This window comes from Leifsonia sp. Root1293 (assembly GCF_001425325.1).
Taxonomy (GTDB): domain Bacteria; phylum Actinomycetota; class Actinomycetes; order Actinomycetales; family Microbacteriaceae; genus Orlajensenia.
In genome coordinates this window covers 40,233-65,635 of the sequence record NZ_LMEH01000002.1, presented here as the reverse complement: position 1 = coordinate 65,635, position 25,403 = coordinate 40,233, and the positions used below count along the sequence as shown (strand labels likewise).

The window sequence follows — 25,403 nt, the reverse complement described above, 5'->3', positions numbered from 1 at the left end:
CCTCACGAGTGTCGCACGACTGCCAGTGCGAGCGCAGCGCCGGCGATCGCTGCAGTCTCCTCGACCGAACTGAACCAGAGCGGTCTGGCGGCCGAGCGGATGCCGTCGGCCTCCAGCACCGCGACAACATCGGCGTCCACCTCGTCGACCAACCAGCCGTCGATGAGCCCGCCGCTTCTCCGCGACCCGTAGTGCTGGGCGACCGCGGCGGCGCTGGTCTCGACGCCGATCGCGCTGAGGCAGGCGTCGGCCATGCCGCGCACGACTCCGCCGCCGATGATCGGCGAGACGCCGACGACCGGAGCCGGCGTCGAGCGGACGGCATCCGCGATGCCCGGGATCCCGAGGATGGTGCCGATCGAGACGACGGGATTCGAGGGGGCGAACAGCACCACGTCGGCCTCGGCGATGGCATCGAGCACGCCGGGTGCCGGCTGCGCAGCGAAGACATTCCGCTGGGTGAATGCGAGTGCCGGGCGGGAGGCGCGCAGGCGTACCCACCATTCCTCGAAGTGCATGTCCTCGGCGGAGGAGGCGGTGTCGGCAGGGTCTGCCGCCACCGTCACGATCGTCTCCACCTCGTCGTCCGTGGCCGGGAGGAGGGTCACGCCGAGGTCCCAGCGGGCGGCCAGCCGGCGCGTCGCCTCGCTGAGCGGCAGGCCGTCGCGCAGCCATGACGACCGGGCGATGTGCGTGCCCAGGTCGAGGTCGCCCAGAGTGAACCAGGGCCATCCGACGCCGTAGGCGGCGAGCTCGGCGCTCACCCTCTCGGTCTCCCCGGTGCGCCCCCATCCGCGCTCGTCGTCATTGGCGCCACCGAGCGTGTACATGATCGAGTCGAGGTCGGGGCAGACCCGCAACCCGGCCAGCCACAGGTCGTCGCCCGTGTTGGCGACGACGGTGACGGTTGCCGCGGGATCGGTGGCACTCAGGTGCGCCAGCAGGCCGCGCGTGAAGCGCGCCCCGCCGACACCGCCGGCGAGGATGGTGATCTTCGTCACAGGGAGGACTCCAGGTCGAGAGCGGTCGGGTCGGGTTCGTCGATGGACGCGATGGCAGGCGGGTTCTCGGCGAAGGCGAGCAGCGGTCGACCGGTCAGCGGATGCTGCAGCACGGCGGCGCGCACCCCGTAGACGTCGAGCACCAGTTCCGGCGTGAGCACTGTGGCAGGCTCGCCGGCCGCGACGACCCGGCCCGCGGCCAGCACGATCACGTGGTCGGCGTGCGCTGCGGCGTGGCCCAGGTCGTGCAGGGCGGCGAGAACAGTGAGCCCGCCCCGGGCGAGTTCCGTCAGCAGGGACAGCGCCGAGAGCTGGGACCTGATGTCGAGGTGGTTGGTCGGCTCGTCCGCGAGCAGCAGCGACGGCTGCTGAGCGAGCGCGCGGGCCAAGGTGACGCGCTGGCGCTCGCCTCCGGAGAGAGTGTGGAAGCGTCGCGTGGCGAGGTCGGCCGCCCCGACGGCGGCCAGGGCGTCGCGCACGACGGCGGCATCCGTCGCCGAGGCGCTGGCGAAGGCGCCGAGGTGCGGAGTTCGCCCGAGCATGACGGCCTCGAGCACGCTGAGGTCGAGTTCGGTGTCCGACTGCTGCTCGGCGACGGCGACGGTGCGTGCGCGCTCGCGACGCGCCATGGCGGGGAGTGCGGACCCGTCGAACACGATGCTGCCGGATGCCGCCCGCTCGATGGATGCGATGAGGTGCAACAGGGTGGACTTGCCCGCGCCGTTCGGCCCGACGAGGGCGCCGAATGCGCCGCGCGGCAGGGTCACGTCGACGCCGTCGATGATGAGCCGGCCCGCGCGGGAGAAGGCGACGCGGTCGAGGGACAGGCCGGACGACGGCCGGGGGGCATCCGTCATGAGATCCTCCGATCGCGCAGGATGAGCACGGCGAAGACCGGGCCGCCCACGAGGGCCGTGAGAATGCCGACCGGCAGCTCGCGGGGGTCGAACAGGGTGCGGGCGCCGGTGTCGGCCCAGATGAGGAAGATGGCGCCGGCGAGTGCCGAGAGGGGGAGGAGCGCGCGGTGACCCGGGCCCGTGAGCAGACGCACGGCGTGGGGGAGCACGAGGCCGATGAAGCCGATCGAGCCGCTCACCGAGACCATGGCGCCGGTGAGCAGTGCTGTGCCCCCGAGGAGGAGCCAGCGGGTGCGATCGACATGCACGCCCAGGGCCGCCGCAGACGAGTCGCCGAACGCGAAGGCGTCGAGAGTGCGGGCGCTCGCCAGGAGCGGCAGGCCGACGAGCGCGAGGGCTCCGGCCGAGATCGCGACGGCGGGCCACTCCGCCCCGGCGAGGGATCCGAGCAGCCAGTTGAGGATCTCCCGGTAGCTGTCGCCGGTGGCGCTCCAGAAGATCACGAGGCTCGTGATGGCGCCGAAGACGCTCGAGACGGCGAGGCCGGCGAGCACGGTGCGGGTCGGGGTGATGCGCCCGGCGGCGCCGGCGAGCACCAGGGTGAAGCCGAGGGCGACGAGCGCGCCGACGAAGGCGGCGAAGGGCAGGGCGAGGCTCACCCCGAGCACCAGGACGATGACGGCGCCGACGGAGGCTCCCGAGGAGAGCCCGAGCAGGTACGGATCGGCCAGGGGGTTGCGGGTGACGGCCTGCATGATCGCGCCGGCGAGGGCGAGGCCGGCCCCGACTGCTGCCGCCGTGAGGACTCGCGGCATCCGGAGCTGCCAGACGATGCCGTCGCGAAGGGGGGAGAGCGTCGGCTCGCCGAATCCCAGGTGGGCCAGGATGCTCGCCCAGACGTCGCTCGCGGTGAGGCCGGCGGGCCCGATCGTCACGGCCACGACGATCGAGACGACGAGGAGCGCGCTGAGGATGAGCGCCCACAGCGCTGCGGGCACCGGGCGCGAGGCCCGGGTGGCCTCAGCCTCCGGCGCCTGCTGCGCTGTCGCCATCCCCGTCGTGCCCGCCATCAGAGGCCCAGCTTCTCCAGTTGCCCGGTGATGCTCGAGACGGCGTCGACGTTGCGCACCCCGGCCTCACCGGCCGGGAACGGCACCGTCACGTAGTGCTTCTCCTTGACCGCTGTCAGCTCGGCTGTGGCGGGGTTCGCCTCGAGGGCCGCGATCTTCGAGGCCGCCGTGTTCCAGGTGGCGTCGATGAGCACGATGACGTCGGGGTCGTCGGCCACGATCGACTCCCAGCCGAGTGCCGACCAGGTGTCGTGCACGTCGGCGGCAATGTTCGTGAGACCGGCGGCCTGCATGATCATCTCTGGCGCTCCGATGCCGGCGCCGACGTAGGGGGTGTCGGTCCCCGAGCTGTACCAGAGGGCGGTGAGGCCCGACTCGTTCTTCGCAACGGCAGCGAGCTGCTTCTGCTGTTCGGCGACGAGGTCGGCGGCACGGTCGGGGACGTCGAAGATGGCCCCGACCTCCTCGATCTCTGAGAAGACATCGTCGAAGGTGAGCGGGTCGGGCTTGTACGCCTCGTCCTTGCAGGCCGATGGGGCGACGTAGCTGTTCACGCCGAGCCCGGCCAGGGTGGCTCGATCGCCGGCGCCCTCCGCGGTGAGGTTCGACTCCCAGCCGGCGTAGACCAGGTCGGGCTCGAGAGCGAGAGTCGCCTCCTGGCCCGGAACGAAGTCGGAGATCGATGGAATGGTGGCTGCCGCATCCGCCTGGTCGTCGGGCACGGGTCCGTCGGTGAACGCCGAGCCCACGACGTGCTCGCCGAGGCCCAGCGACAGCAGGGTCTCGAGGGTCGTCGACTTGATCGTCACGACCTTCTGCGGGGGCTGCGTGAAGGCCACCTCGGTGCCGCAGTTGTCGACGGTGAGCGGGTAACCGGTCGATGTGGTGTCGGCACCGGTGCCTCCTGTTCCGGAGGTCGAGTCCGGCGCCGGCGATGCTGCGCATCCGGCCAGCAGGATGCCGGATGCCGCGAGGGCGACGAGGGGAACGACGGATCGACGGATGATGGCCTCCGGAAGGGTGCAGCGACAGGACGAGGGATCGTACCCGGACAGTCGCGCTCATTCGACGCGATCCCCGGGCGACCTGCGGCTCAAGTCCAAGCCGGCGCAACCGGTCAAAGCCAACCGGTGGTCTGTGCACGATTCTAGCGCGACCTGCTCAGGTCCATCATGGCCGCACCCTCGTTCTTCGCGGGCGGCGATGGTGGTCACGCCAGGATGCGGCGGCCGTTCCCCCGAGTGGGGCGGGCATCGGCGCCTCCGCTCTCCTACGCTGGACCCGATGACGGCTTCCCGGATGCCGGCACGCGAGGGGCGGCTCATGGCTGAGTTCGAGGTGTGCGAACTGCTGTGCGTCGGCGTCGACGACACGGCGCTCGACGTCGTGCGCGAGCACCTGCGCCGGGAGGGGCATCCCTCCCTCGTCCGGTACGACGTCGAGTCGCGCACGGTCGAAGCCCGCATCCTGGCTCGCGTCGGTGGGCGCCCTGTGGTCGTCGCGCCGCGGGGTGAACGCGGGTTCCGGCTCGAGGAGCGTGCGTCGAGAGCCGGATTCGAGGCGCTGAGCCGCCGACTCGGGGCTCGCGTGATCGTCGATCGCAATCGCACCGGGTACGTGATCGGCGAGCAGTACGAGTTCCCCTTCGGCTCGTTCGCGCCACCTCGCGTGGTGTGGTTCTCGGCGGAGCCCCGCGCGATGGATGCCGCCCTCGTCGCGAGATCCGTCGGCTTCGGCGTGGTCGCTGCTCCCGTGGGAGGGGGCGAGGTGATCGTGGCGCCGCACGATGCCGGGATGCTGATCATGGCCTGGCACGCGATGCCCTCCCGTGCCTCACTGCTCTGGAGCAATGGCGTGCACGGCGGCTTCGGCGCCTGGGATGCCGCCGGCCGTATCGTCCACCGGTGGGGCGAGCACTGGTGGTGGGTCGACCCGAGCGACGGATCCGTGACGGATGCCGATGGCCGCATCGTGCGCGATGCCCTCCTCGAGATCGCCGACCCGCCGCCGGACTTCGACCGCATGGTGCGGGCCTTCGGGCTCGATGGCGCCGGTGCCCAGCGCCTCCGCCCGTTCATTGACCCACCGGAGTTCTCGAACGCCACCGTCGAGGGGTTCGCCGCTGCCGTCGGCCTGCCGGCCGAGCTCCCCGCGATGCTGGACGGTCGAGCGCTGGCTCATCGTCTGCCGGGCGCCCGAGAGGTGTTGCCGGCCTCGTGGCTGTCGGCATTGCGAGCGCGACTGTCACCGGTGCGCCCGTCGCCGACCCGGTGAGGCATCCGCTCGCCGGTTGTGGCCGCTCCCCCCGTCGCGCCTCGCCAGTTGTGGTCGCTTCGCGCGGGGCGAAGCGACCACAGGTGGCGACGGGGAGCGCGAGGTCGGCGAGCGGCGGCGCCTCCTAGCGCGGAGTCGCCCGGCGGATGACGATGTAGCCGCCGACGGCGCAGATCGCGGCGATCGCGAGCACGAGGCTGAACACCCCGATCAGGCCGAGGCTTGCGAACCAGGAGAAGACGGCGGCCCAGCTGCTCGTCAGCGTGGCCCAGGCGATGCCGCCGAGGAGGAGGACCGCGAACCCCGCCGTGACGATGAGCATGCCGGGAATGCGCCACCGCATGTAGATCGTGGTCACGCCGGCTCCGATGAAGAGCACGAGCGCCTGCAGGGCGAAGGCCGTGTAGAAATCGGTCAGCCAGCCCTGTCCGTACCAGAGCGCGTCGAACATGTGCACGCCGAGCCCCCATCCGTTCGTGGCGATCTCGAGCTGCACGAGGGTCGCGATGATCGCGGCGAACAGCACGGAGACGAGTCCGAACATGGCGGCTGTGCCGAGCCAGAAGTCCCGGCGCGTGGCGCCGAAGCCGAGGGCGAACGAGAACGTCAGGCCGACGGCCTGCACGCCGACGACGACGAGGTACCACTGCGGCGAGATGACCGCCCAGCTGTACCGCATGTCCTCGAGATCGCCCGGGGCGGCTCCGGCGCCCCTGGCGATCAGGCCGATGACCATCACGATCGCCCAGGCGCCCGCGAGGATGATCAGCGGGATGCCGAAGAACACCGAGGGATTGATGCAGTGCAGCCTGACGATGCGCCAGATCTCGTGGGCCCGTGATCGGGTCTCCGTGCGGGTGGCCGGTGGGGCGACGACGCTGGTCATGCTGCTTCCTCTCCTTCTGAGGTGCCGGCGAGCGCGCCGCCGGTGAGGTGGATGATGAGCTGCTGCAGCGAGACCGGCGCCAGTTCCAGGCCGAGCTCGGCTGCGTGCTGACGGTCGGACGACGAGAGCCTGCCGTCGATGGTGACGGATGCCAGCCCTCCGAGTGCCTGCCGGCCGATCACCGGCCGGTCGGCGACGAAGGTCTCGATGGCGGCGCTCGGGCCGGCGACCGTGGACGCCGAGCCCCGCACCTCCTCCGCGTCGCGGTCGAGGATGATGCGCCCCTGGTCGATGAGGATGACGTGCTCCAAGAGGTTGGCGACCTCGTCGATCAGGTGAGTGGACAGCACGATCGTTCGCGGGTGCTCGGCGTAGTCCTCGAGCAGGCGGTCGTAGAAGATCTGCCGCGCCACGGCGTCGAGCCCGAGGTAGGGCTCATCGAAGAAGGTGAGCGGGGCGCGTGACGCGAGCCCGACGATCACGCCGACGGCCGACAACTGGCCCCGGGAGAGCTTCTTGATGCGTCGCTTGACCGGCAGCCGGAAGTCGGCGATCAACCGCGTCGCGAAGTCGGCGTCCCAGTTCTCATAGAACCAGGGAGCTGCCGCGAAGACGTCCGCCGCCGTGAACATATCGGGGTAGCGCTGGGACTCCGCGATGAAGCACAGTCTGCGCAGCACGTCGGCGTGCTCGGCCGGCTCACGGCCGAAGACCTGCAGCGTGCCGTCGTTCGGGAACAGCTGGCCCGTGAGCATCTGCATGATCGTGGTCTTCCCGGCCCCGTTGCGGCCGAGGAGTCCGTAGATGCGGTCAGGCTCGATCGTCAGATCGACGGCGTCGACGGCGGTGAAATCGCCGTACCGCTTGGTGAGCCCACGCGCCTGAACAGCGGTGTCAGTCATGATTGCGTCCTTTCCGAGCGGATGAGCTCCGCGAGGTGTTCCACGTCGATGCCGAGCTTGAGTGCCTCGATGATGAGCGGCCTGATGTACTGGGCGGCGAACTCGGCCCGGCGACGCTCCACCAGTCGGGCGCGAGCACCCTCCACCACGAACATGCCGATCCCTCGCCGCTTCACCACGATTCCGGTGTCGACCAGCCGGTTCACCCCCTTCAGGGCTGTGGCTGGATTGATCCGGTGGAAGGCGGCGAACTCGTTGATCGACGGGATCTGTTCGTTCTCGGCGAGGACGCCATCGATGATGTCGTTCTCGACCTGTTCGGCGATCTGGAGAAAGATCGGACGGGAGTCGTCCATTCTGTCCACTCTGCTGCGAAGGCTCGCAACCTCGTTGGTTAGTTACTTGTGTAGTTAACCAACCACGACTCGACCTTCGTGTCAAGCGTCGATGCGACGCCTAGGACCAGCGCGATCCGAGTGAGTGCGATCCGGGCGGATGCGGCAGGGCTGCTGCGGCGAGCGCCGCGGCGACGTCGGTGGGGTCGTCGCGCACCAGTCCGGCCGTCACGCGCACGAAGGCGGGCGCACCGGGAACGTCGGTCGCCATGAAGGCGGAACCGGCAGCGACCCTGATGCCGACGGCCGCCAGCTGCACCAGCGCCGAGCGCTCGTCGGCGACGGGCAGCCAGGTGTTGATGCCGTCCGAGCGCATTGGTGATGCGATGCCCCAGGCTCCGAGCCCTGCCGCGAGCGCTCGCTGGCGCGTGTAGTACTGACGCCGCGCCTCGGCCACCTCGTCGATGGACTGGCCGTCGGTCAGGAGGTCGTAGAGGATGCGCTGCGTCATGCGCGAGGTCCACCCGGGCCCCAGCATCCGTCGTGCGACGATGCGATCGACGATGCGGGTGGGGCCACCCAGTGCGGCGATGCGCAGGTCGGGGCCGTGCGATTTCGAGAAGCTGCGCACGTGCAGTACCTGGTCGGGCAGCCACTCGCCGAGACTCACGTCGCCCGACGTCGAGATCTGCCCGGAGTGGTCGTCCTCGATCACGGTCGCGTCGGCGCCGTTCGGATGGCTGCGGATGATCCGCGCCAGCTCCTCGGCGCGAGCGCGGGACATCGACGCACCCGTCGGGTTCTGGGCACGGGGCTGCAGGATGACGGCACTCGGATGCGTTCCGAGCGCGGCGGCGAGAGAGGCGGGCAGGATGCCGTCGTCGTCGAGCGCGACGGGCACCCGGTCGGCCCCGAGGGCGTCGATCAGGTCGAAGAAGGGCGGGAACCCCGGGCTCTCCACGACCACCCGGTCGCCGAAACGCACGACGGATTCGAGTGCGCGTGAGACGGCGTCGAGGGCGCCGTCGACGACCGTGATCGCCTCGGCCGGGTAGGGCCAGGCTGCACGCAGCACCCCCTCGAGCTCCGGAATGAGCGGGAGATCGTGGTAGCTCGAGGTCTGGGCGCTGTGCGCACCGGCGGACACCCGAGCGAGCGCGCGGGTGAGGCCCGGCAGCAGGAGGGGGTCGGGGGTGCCGCGCGACAGGTCGAGCCTGGCGTCTCCGGGATGACCGGCCAGGCCCTGCGTGCGGGGAGGCAGCCAGGCAGCATCCGTGCTGCGGACGAAACTGCCTGCACGCCCGCGGGAGACGATGAGGCCGGCGCGCGCGAGAGCCTGCCACGCATGGCTGACCGTGGCCGGGCTCACTCCGATCTCGCTCGCGACATCCCGCACCGTGGGCAGGCGATCACCGGGCGCGAGCTCGCCCGAGGTGATCTGGCGCGCGATCGAGGCCGCGATGTCTCGAGGCGATGACCCGTCGATGTGCTGGATCCACGAGTGCATGGCTTCATCGTGCATGGGTCTTGCCCTCCGGGAGGTGGGGAACCACAATGACTTACACGTACGTCACACAGTGAAACAAAAGAGAAATGTTTACGCCGAACAATAACAGAACGGACGAAGAAGTCCGGTTCGGCTTCAACCCTCGGCGTTGGTGACGCAAGTAGAACCGCCATCGCCGGCAGATCCTTTCGTGGAGGCAACCGGTCATGACCAACGTCAGCAACAGCACGAGTACCAGCACGAACACCGTGCGAGCAGCGATCACCCAGACGACCTGGACGGGCGACAAGGAATCGATGATCGCCAAGCACGAGCAGTTCGCCCGCGAGGCGAAGGAGCAGGGTGCCCAGGTCATCTGCTTCCAGGAACTGTTCTACGGTCCGTACTTCGGCATCACCGAGGACGCCAAGTACTACGACTACGCCGAGCCGGCCGATGGCCCCATCGTGCAGCGCTTCGCGGCGCTCGCCAAGGAGCTCGACATGGTCATGATCCTCCCCATCTACGAGGAGGAGCAGCCGGGCGTCTACTACAACACCGCTGTCGTCGTCGACTCCGACGGCACCATCCTCGGCTCCTACCGCAAGCACCACATCCCCAACCTCGATCGGTTCTGGGAGAAGTTCTACTTCCGCCCGGGCAACCTCGGCTATCCGGTGTTCGACACCGCCGTCGGCAAGATCGGCGTCTACATCTGCTACGACAGGCACTTCCCCGAGGGCTGGCGCGAGCTCGGTCTCAACGGGGCCCAGATCGTGTTCAACCCGAACGCCACGAAGCCCGGTCTGTCGAACCGCCTCTGGGAGATCGAGCAGCCGGCAGCCGCCGCTGCGAACGGCTACTTCGTGGCCGCAGCAAACCGCGTCGGCCTCGAGGACAACGAGTACGGCGATCTGGCGGTGAACTTCTACGGCAAGAGCCAGTTCGTCGATCCGCAGGGCAACATCGTCGGCGAGTACGGCTCCGAGGACCACGAGGAGGTCGTGGTGCGCGACCTCGACATGGACATGATCAGGCAGGTGCGCAACAACTGGCAGTTCTACCGGGACCGTCGCCCGGAGTCCTACACGTCCATTCCGAAGCCGTAGCCGACCGCGAAGGAGCGAACCATGGCAACGACTCTCATCACCAACGGCACCGTGGTCAGCGCCACCGGCCGCGCCCGGGCCGACGTGCTCATCGACGGGGAGCGCATCACCGCGGTGCTGGAGCCCGGCAGCATGCTGCTCGGCACCGATGTGGCGGCATCCGTCGACACTGTCATCGACGCCGCCGGCAAGTACGTGATCCCGGGTGGGATCGACGCGCACACGCACATGCAGCTGCCGTTCGGCGGCACCGAGGCATCGGACACCTTCGAGACCGGAACCCGGGCGGCCGCCTGGGGCGGAACCACGAGCATCGTCGACTTCGCCGTGCAGACCTACGGCCAGAAGATCCAGGACGGCCTCGCCGCCTGGCACGAGAAAGCCGCCGGAAACTGCGCCATCGACTATGGATTCCACCAGATCGTGGGCGACGTGAACGACGAGTCGCTCCTCGCCATGCGCGGGCTGGTCGACGAGGGCATCTCGAGCTTCAAGCTCTTCATGGCCTACCCGGGCGTCTTCTACTCGGACGACGCGCAGATTCTCAAGGCCATGCAGCTCTCCCGCGACACCGGCATGCTCACGATGATGCACGCCGAGAACGGTCCAGCCATCGACGTTCTCGCCGCGCAGCTCGTCGAGCAGCGCAAGACCGACCCGTTCTACCACGGCAAGGCCAGGGCCTGGGAGATGGAGGAGGAGGCGACGCACCGGGCGATCATGCTGGCGAAGCTCACCGGAGCCCCGCTCTACGTCGTGCACGTGAGCGCCAAGCAGGCCGTCGAGCAGGTCGCGTGGGCCCGTGACAAGGGCCAGAACGTCTTCGCCGAGACCTGCCCGCAGTACCTCTACCTCTCCCTCGAGGAGCAGCTCGGCGCGGTGAGCGAGAAGTGGGGTGCCTTCGAAGGCGCCAAGTGGGTCTGCTCGACGCCGCTGCGTTCGCGGGAGGAGGGCCACCAGGACGCGATGTGGCAATCGCTGCGCACGAACGACGTGCAGATGGTCTCGACCGACCACTGCCCGTTCTGCATGAAGGACCAGAAGGAACTCGGCCTCGGCGACTTCCGCAAGATCCCCAACGGCATCGGCTCGATCGAGCACCGCATGGACCTGATGTACCAGGGCGTCGTGACGGGCGAGATCACCCTCGAGCGCTGGGTGGAGCTGACCAGCACCACCCCGGCGCGGATGTTCGGACTGTACGGGCAGAAGGGCGTGATCCAGCCCGGGGCGGATGCCGACATCGTCGTCTACGACCCCGACGGCCACACCTCCATCGGCCTGCCCGTCGATGAATCCGGCAAGCCGACCGGCAGGACCCACCACATGAACATGGACCACTCGGCCTGGGAGGGATACGAGATCGACGGGCACGTCGATACCGTCATCTCGCGCGGCAAGGTCGTGGTCGACGACAACCAGTACCTGGGCGCCAAGGGCGACGGCCGGTTCCTCAAGCGCGGCCTCTCGCAGTACCTGATCTAGGAGAACCCATGGACTTCGGAGCAGTTCTCCAGACCAATCCACCGGCCTCGCGCACGGTGCAGCTCGCCAAGCTCGCCGAGAACCACGGCTTCACGCACGTGTGGACCTTCGACTCGCACCTGCTCTGGCAGGAGCCGTACGTGATCTACAGCGCCATCCTGGCGGAGACCCGCAAGGTGATCGTCGGGCCGATGGTCACCAACCCGGCCACGCGCGACTGGACCGTGACGGCATCGGTCTTCGCCACCTTGAACGAGATGTACGGCAATCGCACGATCGTCGGCATCGGGCGAGGCGACTCGGCGGTCCGGGTGACCAATGGGGCACCGACCACGCTCAAGACCCTGCGCGAGTCGATCCACGTCATCCGGGAGCTCGGCAACTCGCGCTCGGTCGAGTACAACGGCTCGCAGCTGCAGTTCCCGTGGAGCCGCGGCTCGGAACTCGACGTCTGGGTGGCGGCCTACGGGCCCCTCGCACTGAAGCTCACCGGTGAGGTGGGCGACGGCTTCATCCTGCAACTGGCCGACCTCGACATCGCCGCGTGGATGATCAAGACCGTGCGGGACGCCGCGGAGGCCGTCGGGCGCGACCCGATGTCGATCAAGTTCTGCGTGGCGGCGCCCATGTACATCGGCGACGACTGGGAGCACATGCGCGACCAGTGCCGCTGGTTCGGCGGCATGGTGGGCAACCACGTGGCCGACATCGTCTCGAAGTACGGAGCCCACGGCGATGTGCCCGAGGCTCTCACCGACTACATCGCCGGCCGCGAGGGCTACGACTACAACGAGCACGGGCGGGCCGGCAACTCGCACACCAGCTTCGTTCCGGACGAGATCGTCGACAGGTTCTGCATCCTGGGCACCGCAGAGCAGCACATCGAGAAGCTCGAGGCGCTGAAGGCCCTCGGGGTCGACCAGTTCGCCGGCTACCTGCAGCACGACAACAAGGAGGAGACCCTCCGCGTCTACGGCGAGACCGTGATCCCGGCCCTGTCGGACCACATCACGGCGAAGGCATGAGCGTGTCCGAGGCACTGAAGGCCGTCGACGCCGGGTCGATCGGCACAGTGCCCGGACTCGTCGAGGACGCCACCCGGCGGCCCCTTCGCGGCGGGGCCTTCCTCCGGCGCTTCCTCCTCGGCGCCCTCGGCGTGCTGCTGCTGGCGGCGGTCTGGGAGCTCTACAAGGCGCTCGGACCGGCGGAGGGTGTGATCGTCGGCGGCGTCACGGTGCTTCCGCGCACCACGGACCTCGCCATGCCGCACGTGGTGGACATGGTCGGCCGGCTGTTCGAGCCGGTCTCGAGCGCCGCGAACGCCCTGCCGATGTGGCTGGCCGTGCTGCAGGCCTCGGCGTTCAGCCTGGGGGTCGCATCCGTCGGCTGGATCGCCGGAGTCGTCGTCGGGCTCTTCCTCGCCCTTCTCATGCAGCGCTTCATCACGGCCGAGGCCGCGCTGTTCCCGTGGATCGTGCTGAGCCAGACGGTTCCGCTCATCGCCATCGCGCCGCTCGTGCGGCGCTGGGGTTCGCAGATCGAGATCGGATCCTTCGAGTGGGAGCCGTGGATGTCCGTGGCCCTCATCGCCAGCTACCTCGCCTTCTTCCCGATCTCGATCGGGGCTCTCCGAGGCCTCAACTCGCCCGACACGAACCACGTCGAGCTCATGCGCAGCTACGGAGTCGGATGGTGGACGACGCTGTTCAGGCTGCGCCTGCCGGCCAGCGTTCCCTACCTGCTGCCGGCGCTCCGTCTCGGCGCGGCCAGCGCCGTCATCGGCACGATCGTCGCCGAGGTGTCGATCGGGCTGCGCGGCGGGATCGGGCGCATGGTCGTCGAGTTCGCCGCGGCGTCCGGCGGCGACCCGGCCAAGCCGTACGCGCCCATCTTCGGTGCAGTGCTCGTCGGCCTGGTGGCCGCGGGCTTCGTCAGTCTCATCGGCGTGTTCCTGCGCCGCTACCGCCGTGGAGAGGTTCCAGCATGACCGACCAGAAGAGCACCCCGGGCGCTGCTGCCGCGACCGCCTCCGACGCCGTCAGCATCACCGGCGTCTCCCGCGTCTTCACGGGTCGCAGGGGCGAGAGCACTGTCACGGCCCTCGACGGCATCGACCTCGCCGTGGCACCCGGTGAGTTCGTGAGCCTGATCGGGCCGAGCGGATGCGGCAAGTCCACTCTGCTCAGGCTCATCGCCGACCTCGACCAGCCGACGGCGGGCGACATCCGGGTGTTCGGCAAGACGGCGAAGAAGGCTCGCCTCGACCAGGAGTACGGCATCGCGTTCCAGCAGGCAGGACTCCTGCCGTGGCGGAGCGTCGCTGCCAACATCGAGCTGCCGCTGCAGCTTCACGGCATGGGGGCAGCGGGACGCAAGGCCCGTACGGCGGAGTTGCTCGAGCTCGTGGGCCTCGGCGACTTCGGCTCCAAGTTCCCCGATCAGCTGTCGGGCGGCATGCAGCAGCGCGTCGCCATCGCCAGGGCGCTCGCCGAGAGTCCCAACCTCCTGCTCATGGACGAACCGTTCGGGGCCCTCGACGAGATGACGCGCGAGCGGATGCAGAACGAGCTCGTGCGCATCTGCGGTGAGACCCAGGCGGCTGTGGTGTTCGTGACCCACAGCATCCCCGAGGCCGTCTTCCTGTCCAACCGCGTCGTGGTGATGTCGCCCCGACCCGGGCGCATCCAGGGCATCCTTCCCGTCGCCCTCGGCTCGGCGGGGCAGCGCGGCGACGGCCTGCGCGAGGCCGACGGCTTCTTCGACGCGGTGAGCGAGGTGCGCGAGCTCCTCCACGGCGCGCCGGCCGAGGCCGGGGCGCGGGGGGTCGAGAACCGATGAGGCCGCAGATCGGCTCAGCGCGCGCGATCGCTGCTCCTCTCATCCTCGGCGTCGGCGCCCTGCTCATCTGGCAGCTCGCCGTGATCGCCCTCGACATCAAGCCGTTCGTGCTGCCGAGTCCGGTGTCGATCTTCACGCAGTTCATCGACAACATCCCGACGGTCTGGGCGGCATCCGTGGTCACGGGAACCAACGCTCTCGTCGGACTCATCGTCGGAGGCATCGTCGGCGTGATCTCCGCCGTGATCGCCGCCCTGCTGCCGATCATCGACGAGCTGAGCGCCGGACTCGTCGCCGCGCTGTCCGTGATCCCGATCGTCGCCCTGGCCCCCGTGCTCTACACGATGTTCAGCGCCAGTGCAGAGACAGCGCGCCAGATCGTGGCAGCCATCGCCGTGTTCGTGCCGGTGTACCTCAATTCGCTGCGGGGTCTGCGGCAGGTGCGCCCGGTGCACCGCGACCTCATGCGCGCCACCGCGGCGACACCGTGGCAGGCGACCCGGGTGGTCACCCTCCCCACGGCGACGCCCTTCGTCTTCACGGGCCTGCGCATCGCGTCGTCCCTCGCCGTCATCTCCGCCCTGATCGCGGAGTACTTCGGCGGCCCTGTCGGCGGCCTTGGCAAGTCGATCACCTCGGCCGCGTCGAGCAGCAATTACGCGCTCGCCTGGGCCTACGTCCTCGGATCCATCATCCTCGGCCTGTTGTTCTACACGGCAACCCTGGCCCTCGAGAAGCTCGCGTCCCGGCACCGTCCGAGCGCGTAATCGCGCGCCGGTCATCCGGCGCGCGGTGCACCAACCAAGAGGCACCTGAAGGAGGAAGAAATGAAACGCAGCAGACAGTACGCACTCGGCACGGCAGCAGCACTGGCCGTCTCGGCACTCGTTCTCAGCGGATGCAGCAGCACCGGCAGCGGTGGGGATTCGACGTCGGAGGCCGGCGGCGAGCTCACCCCGGTCAAGCTCCAGCTCCAGTGGTTCTCCCAGGCACAGTTCGCCGGCTACTACGCCGCGGTGGACCAGGGCTACTACGAGGACGAGGGCCTCGACGTCGAGATCGTCGAGGGCGGGGCCGACATCGTGCCGCAGGACGCCCTGGCGTCCGGAGACGTCGACTACGCCATCTCATGGGTCCCGAAAGTGCTCGGCTCCATCGAGCAGGGCGCCCACATCACCGACGTCGCCCAGATCTTCGAGCGCAGCGCCACCACGCAGATCTCGTTCAAGGACAAGGACATCACGGCGCCGAGCGACCTCGCAGGCAAGAAGGTCGGAAGCTGGGGTTACGGCAACGAGTGGGAGCTCTTCGCCGGCATGCAGAAGGACGGCGTCGAAGTCGGCGACATCTCGCTCGTGCAGCAGGCATTCGACATGAACGGCTTCCTCGCCGGCGACATCGACGCTGCCCAGGCCATGACCTACAACGAGTACGCGCAGGTGCTCGAGACCGTCAACCCCGCGACCGGTGAGCTCTACCAGCCCGACGAGCTGAACGTCATCAACTGGAACGACGTCGGAACGGCGATGCTGCAGGACGCCATCTGGGCGGATGCCGACAGGCTCGCCGACGACGAGGGCTACGCCGACACCACGGTCGCCTTCATCAAGGCGTCCATCAAGGGCTGGGTCTACGCACGCGACAACCCCGACAAGGCTGCCGCCATCGTCACGGCCGCTGGCTCCACCCTGGGTGCGAGCCACCAGCTCTGGATGACCAACGAGGTCAACAAGCTGATCTGGCCGTCGACCGACGGCGTCGGCGTGATCGACGAGGCCGCTTGGGATCAGACGGTCGACATCGCCATGAAGACGAAGAACGAGACCGGGGCCACGATCATCTCGACCGATCCGCCCGAGGACGCCTACTCCAACGAGTACGTGGAGAAGGCCCTGGCCGAACTGAAGGACGAGGGGGTCGACACCCTGGGTGCCGACTTCGCGCCCATCGACGTCACCCTCGCCGAGGGTGGCAACTGAGAATGACCCGTTGATCGAGTAGCGACCGACGAAGTCGGACGCGTATCGAGATCACCTCACCGGGTCTCGATACGCGTCCTCCCTCCGCTCGGTCGCTCCTCGACCGGCGATGGATGAAAGGCACCCAGCATGACCGACCTCGACCTCTCCGAACTCGACGACCGCACCCGCGAGCTCGATGCCGCGCACGTATTCCACTCCTGGTCGGCGCAGGCGGGCCTCGCCCCTCTCGTCATCGCGGGCGGCTCCGGTTCCCGAGTCTGGGACCACGCCGGCCGCAGTTGGCTCGACTTCTCGTCGCAGCTGGTCAACACCAACATCGGCCACCAGCATCCGGCGGTCATCGCCGCCATCCACGAGCAGGCCGACCTGCTCACCACGGTCGCTCCTGCCACGGCGAACCTCGCGCGCGGCGAGGCCGCCAAACGCATCACCGACCGCGCACCTGCCGGCTTCTCCAAGGTCTTCTTCACGAACGGCGGGGCGGATGCCAACGAGAACGCCATCCGCATGGCTCGCCTGTTCACGGGCCGCGACAAGATCCTCTCGACCTACCGCTCCTATCACGGCAACACCGGAGCCGCCGTCGTGGCAACGGGGGACTGGCGACGCATCCCCAACGAGTACGCGCGTGGCCACGTGCACTTCTTCGGCCCCTGGCTCTACCGGAGCGAGTTCTGGGCGACGACGCCGGAGCAGGAGTCGGAGCGGGCCCTGCGCCATCTCGAGCGGGTCATCCAGTCCGAGGGGCCGGCGTCGATCGCGGCGATCCTGCTGGAGACGGTCCCAGGCACCGCCGGAGTGCTCGTTCCGCCGCCCGGCTACCTGGCCGGCGTTCGGGAGATCGCCGACCGCTACGGCATCCTCATCATCACCGACGAGGTCATGTGCGGCTTCGGGCGCACCGGGCGCTGGTTCGCCTTCGAGGGCTACGACCTCGTTCCCGACCTCATCACCTTCGCGAAGGGCGTGAATTCGGGCTACGTGCCAGCGGGTGGCGTGATCATCTCGGATGCCATCGCGGCCACCTGGGACACCTCCGTCTTCCCCGGCGGGCTCACCTACAGCGGGCATCCGCTCGCCATGGCTGCCATCGTCGGGGCGCTCGACGCCATGAGCTCCGAGGGCATCGTCGAGAACGCTGCCCGTATCGGGCGCGAGGCCATCGGTCCTGGTCTCGCCGAGCTCTTCGACAAGCACGACCTCATCGGCGAGGTGCGCGGAGAGGGTGTCTTCTGGGCGCTCGAACTCGTCGCGGACCGCGAGACCCGCGAGCCCGTCAGCGCGGCCGTGATCGGCCGCATCAAGGGCGCGCTTCTCGAGCGCGGCCTGCTGCCCTTCATCGCCGACAACCGCATCCACGTCGTGCCGCCGTGCATCGTCACCGATGACGAGGTCGCCGAGGCGCTCGCAGCCTACGACGAGGTGCTCTCACTCCCGCTGGTCGGATAGCGCCGACGACGTCGACGCGTATCGAGACCACACCGCACACGAGACAGAACGGACCCCATCATGACCACAACACTCGACCACTGGATCAATGGAGCTGCCAGTGCGGGAGAGTCGACGCGCACGGCGCCCGTCTACGACCCCGCGAAGGGCATCGTGCAGAAGGAGGTGCGCCTGGGCAGTGCCGCCGACGTCGGTGCCGCCGTCGCGGCTGCGGCTTCCGCCTTCCCGGCGTGGAACGAGACCTCCATCGCGCGTCGTCAGCAGGTGATGTTCGCGTTCCGCGAGCTGCTGAACTCGCGCAAGGGTGAGCTCGCCGAGATCCTCACCAGCGAGCACGGCAAAGTGCTCTCCGATGCGGGCGGAGAGATCGCGCGCGGTCTCGAGGTCGTGGAGTTCGCCTGCGGCATCGCCCACCTCACCAAGGGCGACTACTCCGAGAATGTCTCGACGGGCGTCGACGTCTACACGGTGCGCCAGCCTCTCGGCGTCGTCGGGATCATCTCGCCGTTCAACTTCCCGGCGATGGTGCCGCTCTGGTTCTTCCCGATCGCGATCGCGGCCGGCAACACCGTCGTGCTGAAGCCATCGGAGAAGGATCCGTCGGCAGCCATCTGGATGGCCGAGCTGTTCGCCGAGGCTGGGCTCCCCGCCGGCGTGTTCAACGTGGTGCACGGCGACAAGGAGGCCGTCGACGCCCTGCTGACGCACCCTGAGGTCGCCTCCATCTCCTTCGTGGGATCGACGCCGATCGCTCAGTACATCTACGAGACGGCGTCTGCCAACGGCAAGCGCGTGCAGGCTCTCGGAGGCGCGAAGAACCACATGCTCGTGCTGCCGGATGCCGACCTCGACCTCACGGCCGACGCCGCCGTGAACGCGGGCTTCGGCTCGGCCGGCGAGCGCTGCATGGCCATCTCCGTCGTGTTGGCGGTCGACTCGATCGCCGATGAGCTGGTCGCGAAGATCACGGGGCGCATGGCGGGGCTGAAGACCGGCGACGGCCGACGCTCCTGCGACATGGGCCCGCTCATCACCGAGGTTCACCGCGACAAGGTGGCCTCCTACATCGACGTGGCCGCGACGGACGGCGCGACCGTGGTGGTCGACGGTCGCGACGGCGAGTTCGACGGCGAGGAGGCGGGCTTCTGGCTCGGACCGACGCTCATCGACAGGGTGCCGCTCACCTCATCGGTCTACACCGACGAGATCTTCGGCCCGGTGCTCTCGATCGTGCGGGTGTCCTCCTACGAGGAGGGTCTCGGCATCATCAACGACGGCAGGTACGGCAATGGAACCGCCATCTTCACCAACGACGGTGGTGCCGCCCGCCGGTTCCAGCGCGAGGTGCAGGTCGGCATGGTGGGCGTGAACGTGCCCATCCCGGTGCCGGTGGCCTACCACTCGTTCGGAGGCTGGAAGGCCTCGCTGTTCGGCGATGCCAAGGCGTACGGGCCGGCCGGAGTGCAGTTCTTCACCCGCGAGAAGGCCATCACGTCGCGCTGGCTCGATCCGAGCCACGGCGGCATCAACCTGGGCTTCCCGCAGCACGACTGAGGCCTCGGACTCGGTCTTCCGCTGGTTGAGTAGGCCGCGAGCGCAGCAGTTCCCGCTGGTTGAGTAGGCCGCGAGCGCAGCAGTTCCCGCTGGTTGAGTAGGCCGCGAGCGCAGCGAGCAGCCGTATCGAAACCACTCCTCAGGGAGTGATCTCGATACGCGACCTCGCTGCGCTCGGGCGCTACTCGATCAGCGGGTGGGACGAACTCAGCGCGGAGCGCTGAACGCCGCGATGCGCGCCTGCGCCTCCGCCGTCTCGAAAGCGGCGCCGATCGTGCGAGCCTCATCGTCGAGGTTCGCCTGGAACGATCGGTCGCGGCCCGCGAGCAGCAGCCGCTTCGCCTGGCCGAACGCCCCGGTCGCACCGGTGAGCCACGCCTCGGCGATGGCGCGCGCACGCACGGCGACGGCATCCGCTTCGACGACCTCGGTCACGAGTCCCCAGTCGAGGGCTTCGGATGCCGTCAGGCGACGTGATGTGAGGGTGAGCTCGAGGGCACGCCGCATGCCGATCGCCTCGGGCAGCAGTGTGCTCACGCCGCAGTCCGGGGTGAGGCCGATGTCGGAGTACTTGCTGGCGAAGCTGGCCTGCTCCGAGGCCACGATCACGTCGGCGCAGAGCATGAAGCCGAGTCCGCCGCCGGCGACGGCGCCCTGGACCGCCGCGACGATGGGCTTGCCGCTGCCTCGAAATGCGACATGGCCGGCGTGGATGACGTCGGCGTGCGCTGTGATGACGGCACCGTCGCCCACCGTCGTGGCCATCTCACGCACGTCGCCCCCTGCGCAGAACGCGCGACCGGCCGCATCGAAGAGAACGGCGCCGATGTCGTCACGCTCGGCGATCTCCCGACCGATGGCGCGCCAGCGCTCGGCGGCCTCCGGGTTGATCGCGTTGAGGCGATCGGGGCGGTTGAGGGTGACGTGGGCGAGCCCGTCCGTCACCTCGAGGAGAATCGTGTCACTCATCGACGGCAGCATACTCACCCGGCCCGCGGCCGGGGCAGGCACTGTGGCATCCGACAGCGAATACGGAGTTGGGGCGGGTGCCACCCCCCTGCGACCCACAACGCCTCCGTTCTCGCGAGCCGCCGCCCTACGCGTGCGCCGCCTCGATCTCGGCGGCCCGCGTGCGCAGGATGTCGACGACGGTGCGCACCGCGAGGCGCTCGGCGACGTCGGGCCGCAGCAGTGCCACGATGTCCCGCTCGGCATCCACACCCCGGAGAGGCTTCAGGATGACGCGGCTCGGGTCGATGCCGCCGGAGGTGTATCGCGGGATGAGCGACACTCCGAGTCCCGCCGCCACGAACGACTCCACCATGCGCAGGTCGCTGATGCGCTGGAAGACCGTCGCCCGTCGCCCGGCCACCTGCTCGATGTCGTGGAGGATGCGCTCGAACGGGAAGCCAACGGGAACACCGATCCACGGGTCGTCGATGACGTCGGCCGGGGTCAGATAGCTGCGTCCGGCGAGGCGGTGGTCGGGAGGGATGGCGATGTCGAGCGGCTCGACCATGAGCGGTACTGCACGGAGGCCACGCCCGCCCCAGGCCCGGGTGCCACGCAGGGAGTGCGCCAGCACGATGTCGAAGTCCGCGGTCAGTGAGGGGAAGTCGAGCAGCTCGGCGTCACCGTCGGAGCAGTGCACCACGAGCCCGGGGATGAGGGCCACGTCGGCGAGGACTCCCGGCAGCAGCACCTGTCCGGCCGACGGGAACGTGGCCAGCCGCACCTCGCCGCTCGGGTGATTGCGGAACTCGTCCCACAGCGCCGTGGCCCGCTCCAGGGCGACGGCGACATCGGTCGCGCTGCGCGCCAGCGCGATACCCGCACCGGTGAGTTGAATGCCGCGTCCGACTCGCTCGGTGAGCGGCATCCCGGCCTCCCGTTCCAGCACCTTCAGCTGTTGGGAGACCGCGGAGGGCGTGCGATGGGTGGCCTCGGCCACAGCGGTGACGCTGCCGCGTTCTGCGAGTTCGCGGAGCAGATCGAGTCGGCGTACATCCATGTAGCCAACCTACATCCATCATGCAGAACCATTCGATTGTGCTGCATGGTTTCGCAGAGCAGAATGACAGTACCCACCAAACTCGAAAGGCTCCATCATGATCGCGCTCCTCATCCTCCTCGGCATCATCGCGGCCGCTGCGATCGCCGGAACCTTCACCCTCCTCGCGTCCGACGGCTACGGCCGCACCCCCAAGCGCGAGTACGTCCGCATCTTCTAGGAAGCCAGCGGGCATTCGCATCCGCCCCGTTCGCCGCACAGACGAACGCCGGATGCGCCGAGGCCGCCACCACGCCAGGGACGGCGCGGGAGGCGGCCTTTCTCGTGTGCCTCGCAGCAGGTAGCGTTGGCCGACATGGCGGAGACGGCACCGGACGACGGCGAACTGCGCCGCTTCTTCGTCGGCCTCGCCGAGGGTCTGACGGCGGCGGGCGAGTCCGTCGACAGGGTGCAGTCGATCATGCAGGAGGTCGCAGCGGCCTACGGTGCCCCCGACACCAATTTCGCCGTCCTTCCGACGATGATCATGGTGCAGACCGGGGAGGCCACCGACACGCGGGTGGCCATCTCGTCCCGAGTGCGGTCGAGTCTGAGGTTCGACCAGATCGCCGAGCTCGGCAAGCTCGTGCGTCGAGCTCGCGACGGGGCGGTCGATCCGGTGGAGGGCATCGACGAGCTCAACGCGATCGGGGAGTCGACGCCCCGTTTCGGCTGGCCGCTGCGGGTCTTCGGCCATGGCGTGCTCACGCTCGGCCTGGCCCTGATGCTGTTCCCGAGCTGGCAGGGCGCGGCCATCGCGTTCGGGCTCGGGCTGCTGGTGGGCCTTCTGAAGCTGTTGCGGTCCCCCACTCTCGCCCTGATCTTCCCCGTGGTGGCCGCGTTCACCTCATCCCTCGTCGTGTTCCTGCTGGCAGACACCCTCGGCATCTCCGACCCGCTTCGCGTGCTCATCGCACCTCTCGTCACCTTCCTGCCCGGGGGTCTGATCACCACGGGGACCGTCGAACTCGCGGCGGGCCAGATGGTGGCCGGAACGGCGCGACTGGTCACGGGCTTCGTGCAACTGGCGCTGCTGGCGTTCGGAATCCTCGCCGCGGGAACCCTCGTCGGTGTCGACGGGTACAGCTACATGTCGAGCGACTCCGAGCGGCTCTACCTCTGGTGGGTGCCACTCATCGGGCTCGTGCTGTTCGCGGCCGGGAACTACCTGCACTTCTCGTCTCCGCCGCGCACCTTCGGCTGGGTGCTGCTCGTGCTGGTGGTCGCCTACGCGGGTCAGCTGCTCGGCGGAATCGTCTTCGGCGCCCAACTCAGCGGGTTCTTCGGCGCTGTGCTCATGACGCCGGTCGTGCTGTGGATCGACTCCCTGCGGCGGGGTGTGCCGTCGCAGCTCACCTTCCTCCCGGCCTTCTGGATCCTGGTTCCCGGATCAGCCGGACTCATCGGACTGACCGAGGTCTTCGGTGCGGGCGCCGACGATCAGGATCTGAGTTCGGCGCTGACGACGGTGACGGCCATCGCCCTCGGCGTGCTCATCGGCACTGCTGCGTATCGGAGCATCCGGTACGGCGCACAGGAGCTCGGCAACTTCCATATCGACCTTCCCGGAGTCGTCGCGCCCCTGAAGCCCGGAACGCCGGGCTCCTGGAGGCGCGTCTTCCGGCGCGGGCAATAGGCTTATGGCCGTGACTGACGCGCGGACCAAGCTCATCGAACTCATCTCATCGGATGCCGTGTTCCACGGTGATTTCACCCTGACCAGCGGCAAGAAGGCGAGCTACTACGTCGACCTCCGCAAGGTGAGCCTCGACCACCGCGCTGCGCCGCTCATCGGACAGGTCATGCTCGACCTCATCGCCGACATCCCGGACGTCGCCGCCGTCGGCGGAATGACCATGGGAGCCGACCCCGTGGCATCCGCGATCCTCCACCAGGGCGTGGCGCGCGGCCTCGAATACGACGCGTTCGTCGTGCGCAAGGAGCCCAAGGACCACGGCCGTGGCCGCCAGGTCGAGGGCCCCGAGCTGGCCGGCAAGCGCGTGATCGTGCTCGAGGACACCTCCACGACGGGCGGTTCGCCGCTCAAGGCCATCGAGGCCCTGCGCAAGGTGGGAGCCGAGATCGCCGCAGTCGCCGTGGTCGTCGACCGCGACACCGGAGCCCGCGAGATCATCGAGGCCGAGGGTGTTCCCTACTTCTTCGCCATCGGACTCGACGACCTGGGCCTGCGCGATGCCTGACGGTCCCGACGAACAGGCCGGAGCCGACGGCGAGCGCGAGCCGGACCCCGAGATCGGCGGCGCGGACTGGCTGCTCGCTCAGCTCTCGGGCGGACGCCGTGCGCGGCGGGATGCCGACGCGCACGCGGAGGAGACCGATGACGTCGTCGAGGTCGACCGAGACGCGGAGACGTCGAACGAGGACATCGCTGACGATGAGCCGATCATCCCCGTCTGGTACGGCGCGCCGGCCGACGACACGGCTTCCGGTCCGTTCGCTGACGACTCCGCCCCTTCCGACCACTTCGCGCCCGCTGACGACTCCGCGTCCGCCGCAGTAGCGCCGTCGGCTGAAGAGACGACGCCGCTGCATCCGACGGGGCCGGTCTTCTCTCACGCCGGTGACGAAACGGATGCAGCCGTCGCATCCGATGCACCCGTGGCTCCGGTCGCATCGGGTGCATCGCCCGACTCCGGCATCGAGACCGACCGCGATCCGGGCGCGACCGCCACGAAGGCAGCGACATCGTCGGCCGTCTGGCACCTCTTCTCGGACTTCGATGACGAGCCCGTTGCGGTTCCGCCCGCGGCGGCCGCCGCCCTTCCCACCCCCGGCGTTCCCGGCGACGAGCTGGAATCCGACGCTGAGAGTCCGGGCGCCGAGGCGAGGACCCCCGCCGAGGACGGTGCCACCGGCGACGCGGCCGAAACAGGATTCCACTGGGGGCTGCGCCCCGGCGAGGACCCGGCGAAGTACGCAGTCGACCCGGAACCGAAGCCCGACGGCGATGACCCCGACGCCGACGACCCCGACGGCGATGTCCCCGAGGACGATGTTCCTCCCGTCATCATGGCTCCGTTCGTCACACCGGTCTTCGGAGCTCCGCCCCCCGAGCCCCTGCGATTCCCCACACCCGTGGCGCCGCCCCAGCCCGCGCCCGAAGCGGGCTCGGAGGGGGAGCAGCCGACCGAGGCCGGTTCCGAGTCGCACGCCGCCACCGCCGCAGGATCGGACTCCGGCGCCGCAGGATCCGCCGATGCCGATGCCGATGCCGATGCCGATGGCAATGGCAATGGCGACTACGCCGACGCCGACACCGCGGCCACAGCGTTGCTCACGACCTCCGCCGCCGAGCGTCAGGCCACGTTCATCGACACGCTCGATGCCAGCCCGGCGCTCAGCGGGCTGTCGCTGCCGCCGGTCTATGCCGCGTCCGTCGCCGACCCCGACGACAACGATGACACACACGACGACGCTGCTGATCCCATCACCGCCGACCCCCGCAATGCCGCGTCGACGGGTGCGCGCGGGTCCGACGGCGGTGCGCCACCGACGGACGGTGCTCCGCCGACGGCGAAGGCCCCCGTAGACCGCCGCCTGCTCTGGATCGCCGGCGGCCTCGTGCTGCTCGTGCTGCTGGTCGGGCTGTACTTCCTCGGAACCCTCCTGCCGAAGATGTTCGCCGGGGCACCGGCGCCGACACCCACGGCGTCGGCGACTCCGACCCCGACGCCCACCCCGACGCCGACCGTCGCCCCTCCGGTGACCGGTCCGGCCGCCGCCGGCGAGCAGCCGTGGGATCGGTTGGGCGGCGGAGAGTGCATCGATCCGTATGCAGGGCCGTGGGCCGAGACCTTCACCGTCGTCGACTGCGCAGCACCCCACGCCGCTCAACTCGTCTACCGCGGAACCTTCGGGGGCGAAGCGACGACGGCGTTCCCCGGCGAGGAGGCGCTGGCCTCGCAGATCAACCTGCTCTGCAGTGCGCCGGGAGTCATCGATCTCGACGCCGCGAGCGGGTTCCCCGACCTGCAGTTGCAGGGCAGCTTCCCCGTGACGGAGGAGCAGTGGACCAGCACCCAGCGCTACTACTACTGCTTCGTCTCGCGCTCGAGCGGCGAACCCATCACTGCGAGCGTCGCCGGCCCCGGCCCGGCGGCCTGA

The 25,403-nt window shown here is 69.1% G+C and carries 24 protein-coding genes; 14 read left to right on the top strand and 10 right to left on the bottom strand.

The genetic code is table 11. The annotated features are described in order from the left end of the window. Positions 1-2: 2 nt before the first annotated feature. Genes cofD through ASC59_RS12115 form a run of 4 tightly spaced genes read right to left on the bottom strand, consistent with a single transcriptional unit; the run spans position 3 to position 3,767 of the window. On the bottom strand, positions 3-1,001 hold the full coding sequence (gene cofD, locus ASC59_RS12130; protein ID WP_055823440.1) for a 2-phospho-L-lactate transferase: 999 nt from the start codon (positions 999-1,001) through the stop codon (positions 3-5). Next, positions 998-1,858 (bottom strand): ABC transporter ATP-binding protein, encoded by an 861-nt coding sequence (locus ASC59_RS12125; RefSeq protein WP_055823438.1) that lies wholly within the window; start codon positions 1,856-1,858, stop codon positions 998-1,000. The genes cofD and ASC59_RS12125 overlap by 4 nt, the downstream gene beginning before the upstream one ends. Continuing rightward, positions 1,855-2,928: a putative F420-0 ABC transporter permease subunit gene (locus ASC59_RS12120; protein WP_082513649.1), complete on the bottom strand. Its 1,074-nt coding sequence runs from the start codon at positions 2,926-2,928 to the stop codon at positions 1,855-1,857. The genes ASC59_RS12125 and ASC59_RS12120 overlap by 4 nt, the downstream gene beginning before the upstream one ends. Beyond that, positions 2,928-3,767 carry a putative F420-0 ABC transporter substrate-binding protein gene (locus ASC59_RS12115; RefSeq protein ID WP_442915097.1) on the bottom strand — a complete coding sequence of 280 codons (840 nt, stop codon included), beginning with the start codon at positions 3,765-3,767 and terminating at the stop codon, positions 2,928-2,930. Before ASC59_RS12115 ends, ASC59_RS12120 begins: the two co-directional genes overlap by 1 nt. Before the next feature lie 484 nt (positions 3,768-4,251). On the opposite strand from ASC59_RS12115, the gene ASC59_RS12110 reads away from it, so the two are divergent. Further along, positions 4,252-5,202 (top strand): hypothetical protein, encoded by a 951-nt coding sequence (locus tag ASC59_RS12110; RefSeq protein ID WP_157488119.1) that lies wholly within the window; start codon positions 4,252-4,254, stop codon positions 5,200-5,202. A 124-nt stretch (positions 5,203-5,326) separates the two neighbouring features. Here ASC59_RS12110 and ASC59_RS12105 read toward each other — a convergent pair whose 3' ends face one another. The 4 genes from ASC59_RS12105 to ASC59_RS12090 all read right to left on the bottom strand — a co-directional run bounded on the left by ASC59_RS12105 (position 5,327) and on the right by ASC59_RS12090 (position 8,847). After that, positions 5,327-6,088, bottom strand: coding sequence for a hypothetical protein (locus ASC59_RS12105; protein ID WP_055823429.1), 762 nt, complete (start codon positions 6,086-6,088; stop codon positions 5,327-5,329). Further along, a complete protein-coding gene (locus ASC59_RS12100; RefSeq protein WP_055823426.1) occupies positions 6,085-6,990 on the bottom strand; it encodes an ABC transporter ATP-binding protein in 906 nt (301 codons plus the stop codon). The genes ASC59_RS12105 and ASC59_RS12100 overlap by 4 nt, the downstream gene beginning before the upstream one ends. Continuing rightward, positions 6,987-7,346 (bottom strand): GntR family transcriptional regulator, encoded by a 360-nt coding sequence (locus ASC59_RS12095; RefSeq protein WP_055823423.1) that lies wholly within the window; start codon positions 7,344-7,346, stop codon positions 6,987-6,989. Before ASC59_RS12095 ends, ASC59_RS12100 begins: the two co-directional genes overlap by 4 nt. Before the next feature lie 100 nt (positions 7,347-7,446). Next, a complete protein-coding gene (locus ASC59_RS12090; protein ID WP_055823421.1) occupies positions 7,447-8,847 on the bottom strand; it encodes an aminotransferase class I/II-fold pyridoxal phosphate-dependent enzyme in 1,401 nt (466 codons plus the stop codon). A 191-nt stretch (positions 8,848-9,038) separates the two neighbouring features. On the opposite strand from ASC59_RS12090, the gene ASC59_RS12085 reads away from it, so the two are divergent. The 9 genes from ASC59_RS12085 (at position 9,039) to ASC59_RS12045 (ending at position 19,228) form a co-directional block, all read left to right on the top strand. Then, the gene (locus ASC59_RS12085; protein WP_055823418.1) at positions 9,039-9,920 is read left to right on the top strand and encodes a nitrilase-related carbon-nitrogen hydrolase; all 882 of its coding nucleotides are present in this window, start codon (positions 9,039-9,041) and stop codon (positions 9,918-9,920) included. A gap of 21 nt (positions 9,921-9,941) precedes the next feature. Next, on the top strand, positions 9,942-11,405 hold the full coding sequence (gene hydA / locus ASC59_RS12080) for a dihydropyrimidinase (RefSeq protein ID WP_055823415.1): 1,464 nt from the start codon (positions 9,942-9,944) through the stop codon (positions 11,403-11,405). Between the two features lie 8 nt (positions 11,406-11,413). Next, on the top strand, positions 11,414-12,430 hold the full coding sequence (locus tag ASC59_RS12075; RefSeq protein ID WP_055823412.1) for a TIGR03842 family LLM class F420-dependent oxidoreductase: 1,017 nt from the start codon (positions 11,414-11,416) through the stop codon (positions 12,428-12,430). Continuing rightward, positions 12,427-13,392, top strand: coding sequence for an ABC transporter permease (locus tag ASC59_RS12070; RefSeq protein WP_082513647.1), 966 nt, complete (start codon positions 12,427-12,429; stop codon positions 13,390-13,392). Before ASC59_RS12075 ends, ASC59_RS12070 begins: the two co-directional genes overlap by 4 nt. Next, complete coding sequence (locus tag ASC59_RS12065; RefSeq protein ID WP_055823409.1) at positions 13,389-14,243, top strand: ABC transporter ATP-binding protein; 855 nt, start codon at positions 13,389-13,391, stop codon at positions 14,241-14,243. Before ASC59_RS12070 ends, ASC59_RS12065 begins: the two co-directional genes overlap by 4 nt. Further along, entirely contained in the window at positions 14,240-15,010 is a 771-nt protein-coding gene (locus ASC59_RS12060) for an ABC transporter permease (protein WP_055823405.1), read from the top strand. The genes ASC59_RS12065 and ASC59_RS12060 overlap by 4 nt, the downstream gene beginning before the upstream one ends. A 60-nt stretch (positions 15,011-15,070) precedes the next feature. Then, the gene (locus ASC59_RS12055) at positions 15,071-16,222 is read left to right on the top strand and encodes an ABC transporter substrate-binding protein (protein ID WP_055823402.1); all 1,152 of its coding nucleotides are present in this window, start codon (positions 15,071-15,073) and stop codon (positions 16,220-16,222) included. 129 nt (positions 16,223-16,351) lie between these two features. Further along, positions 16,352-17,674 (top strand): aspartate aminotransferase family protein, encoded by a 1,323-nt coding sequence (locus ASC59_RS12050; protein ID WP_055823399.1) that lies wholly within the window; start codon positions 16,352-16,354, stop codon positions 17,672-17,674. A gap of 60 nt (positions 17,675-17,734) precedes the next feature. Then, complete coding sequence (locus ASC59_RS12045; RefSeq protein WP_055823395.1) at positions 17,735-19,228, top strand: CoA-acylating methylmalonate-semialdehyde dehydrogenase; 1,494 nt, start codon at positions 17,735-17,737, stop codon at positions 19,226-19,228. Positions 19,229-19,435: 207 nt separating this feature from the next. On the opposite strand, the gene ASC59_RS12040 is transcribed toward ASC59_RS12045, so the two are convergent. Together ASC59_RS12040 and ASC59_RS12035 are read right to left on the bottom strand one after the other, a co-directional pair. Continuing rightward, positions 19,436-20,197: an enoyl-CoA hydratase/isomerase family protein gene (locus ASC59_RS12040; RefSeq protein WP_055825406.1), complete on the bottom strand. Its 762-nt coding sequence runs from the start codon at positions 20,195-20,197 to the stop codon at positions 19,436-19,438. Positions 20,198-20,324: 127 nt separating this feature from the next. Further along, complete coding sequence (locus ASC59_RS12035) at positions 20,325-21,239, bottom strand: LysR family transcriptional regulator (RefSeq protein ID WP_055823392.1); 915 nt, start codon at positions 21,237-21,239, stop codon at positions 20,325-20,327. 97 nt (positions 21,240-21,336) lie between these two features. Between ASC59_RS12035 and ASC59_RS17720 the strand changes: the two genes are divergently transcribed. From ASC59_RS17720 to ASC59_RS12020, 4 genes are all read left to right on the top strand, one after another. After that, complete coding sequence (locus ASC59_RS17720) at positions 21,337-21,459, top strand: hypothetical protein (RefSeq protein WP_268765492.1); 123 nt, start codon at positions 21,337-21,339, stop codon at positions 21,457-21,459. A gap of 135 nt (positions 21,460-21,594) precedes the next feature. Beyond that, positions 21,595-22,914 carry a threonine/serine ThrE exporter family protein gene (locus ASC59_RS12030; protein ID WP_055823388.1) on the top strand — a complete coding sequence of 440 codons (1,320 nt, stop codon included), beginning with the start codon at positions 21,595-21,597 and terminating at the stop codon, positions 22,912-22,914. Positions 22,915-22,918: 4 nt separating this feature from the next. Then, the gene (pyrE, locus tag ASC59_RS12025; protein WP_055823385.1) at positions 22,919-23,479 is read left to right on the top strand and encodes an orotate phosphoribosyltransferase; all 561 of its coding nucleotides are present in this window, start codon (positions 22,919-22,921) and stop codon (positions 23,477-23,479) included. Next, positions 23,472-25,403: a hypothetical protein gene (locus ASC59_RS12020; RefSeq protein WP_055823382.1), complete on the top strand. Its 1,932-nt coding sequence runs from the start codon at positions 23,472-23,474 to the stop codon at positions 25,401-25,403. The genes pyrE and ASC59_RS12020 overlap by 8 nt, the downstream gene beginning before the upstream one ends.

Coding starts and splice junctions, on each gene's coding strand:
- pyrE (WP_055823385.1), top strand. CDS start 22,919: ATGGCCGTGACTGACGCGCGGACCAAGCTCATCGAACTCATCTCATCG.
- ASC59_RS12125 (WP_055823438.1), bottom strand. CDS start 1,858: ATGACGGATGCCCCCCGGCCGTCGTCCGGCCTGTCCCTCGACCGCGTC.
- ASC59_RS12110 (WP_157488119.1), top strand. CDS start 4,252: ATGGCTGAGTTCGAGGTGTGCGAACTGCTGTGCGTCGGCGTCGACGAC.
- ASC59_RS12070 (WP_082513647.1), top strand. CDS start 12,427: ATGAGCGTGTCCGAGGCACTGAAGGCCGTCGACGCCGGGTCGATCGGC.
- ASC59_RS12090 (WP_055823421.1), bottom strand. CDS start 8,847: ATGCACGATGAAGCCATGCACTCGTGGATCCAGCACATCGACGGGTCA.
- ASC59_RS12050 (WP_055823399.1), top strand. CDS start 16,352: ATGACCGACCTCGACCTCTCCGAACTCGACGACCGCACCCGCGAGCTC.
- ASC59_RS12105 (WP_055823429.1), bottom strand. CDS start 6,088: ATGACCAGCGTCGTCGCCCCACCGGCCACCCGCACGGAGACCCGATCA.
- ASC59_RS12120 (WP_082513649.1), bottom strand. CDS start 2,928: ATGGCGGGCACGACGGGGATGGCGACAGCGCAGCAGGCGCCGGAGGCT.
- ASC59_RS12045 (WP_055823395.1), top strand. CDS start 17,735: ATGACCACAACACTCGACCACTGGATCAATGGAGCTGCCAGTGCGGGA.
- hydA (WP_055823415.1), top strand. CDS start 9,942: ATGGCAACGACTCTCATCACCAACGGCACCGTGGTCAGCGCCACCGGC.
- ASC59_RS12100 (WP_055823426.1), bottom strand. CDS start 6,990: ATGACTGACACCGCTGTTCAGGCGCGTGGGCTCACCAAGCGGTACGGC.
- ASC59_RS12055 (WP_055823402.1), top strand. CDS start 15,071: ATGAAACGCAGCAGACAGTACGCACTCGGCACGGCAGCAGCACTGGCC.
- ASC59_RS12065 (WP_055823409.1), top strand. CDS start 13,389: ATGACCGACCAGAAGAGCACCCCGGGCGCTGCTGCCGCGACCGCCTCC.
- ASC59_RS17720 (WP_268765492.1), top strand. CDS start 21,337: ATGATCGCGCTCCTCATCCTCCTCGGCATCATCGCGGCCGCTGCGATC.
- ASC59_RS12060 (WP_055823405.1), top strand. CDS start 14,240: ATGAGGCCGCAGATCGGCTCAGCGCGCGCGATCGCTGCTCCTCTCATC.
- ASC59_RS12030 (WP_055823388.1), top strand. CDS start 21,595: ATGGCGGAGACGGCACCGGACGACGGCGAACTGCGCCGCTTCTTCGTC.
- ASC59_RS12085 (WP_055823418.1), top strand. CDS start 9,039: ATGACCAACGTCAGCAACAGCACGAGTACCAGCACGAACACCGTGCGA.
- ASC59_RS12075 (WP_055823412.1), top strand. CDS start 11,414: ATGGACTTCGGAGCAGTTCTCCAGACCAATCCACCGGCCTCGCGCACG.
- ASC59_RS12040 (WP_055825406.1), bottom strand. CDS start 20,197: ATGAGTGACACGATTCTCCTCGAGGTGACGGACGGGCTCGCCCACGTC.
- ASC59_RS12020 (WP_055823382.1), top strand. CDS start 23,472: ATGCCTGACGGTCCCGACGAACAGGCCGGAGCCGACGGCGAGCGCGAG.
- ASC59_RS12035 (WP_055823392.1), bottom strand. CDS start 21,239: ATGGATGTACGCCGACTCGATCTGCTCCGCGAACTCGCAGAACGCGGC.
- ASC59_RS12095 (WP_055823423.1), bottom strand. CDS start 7,346: ATGGACGACTCCCGTCCGATCTTTCTCCAGATCGCCGAACAGGTCGAG.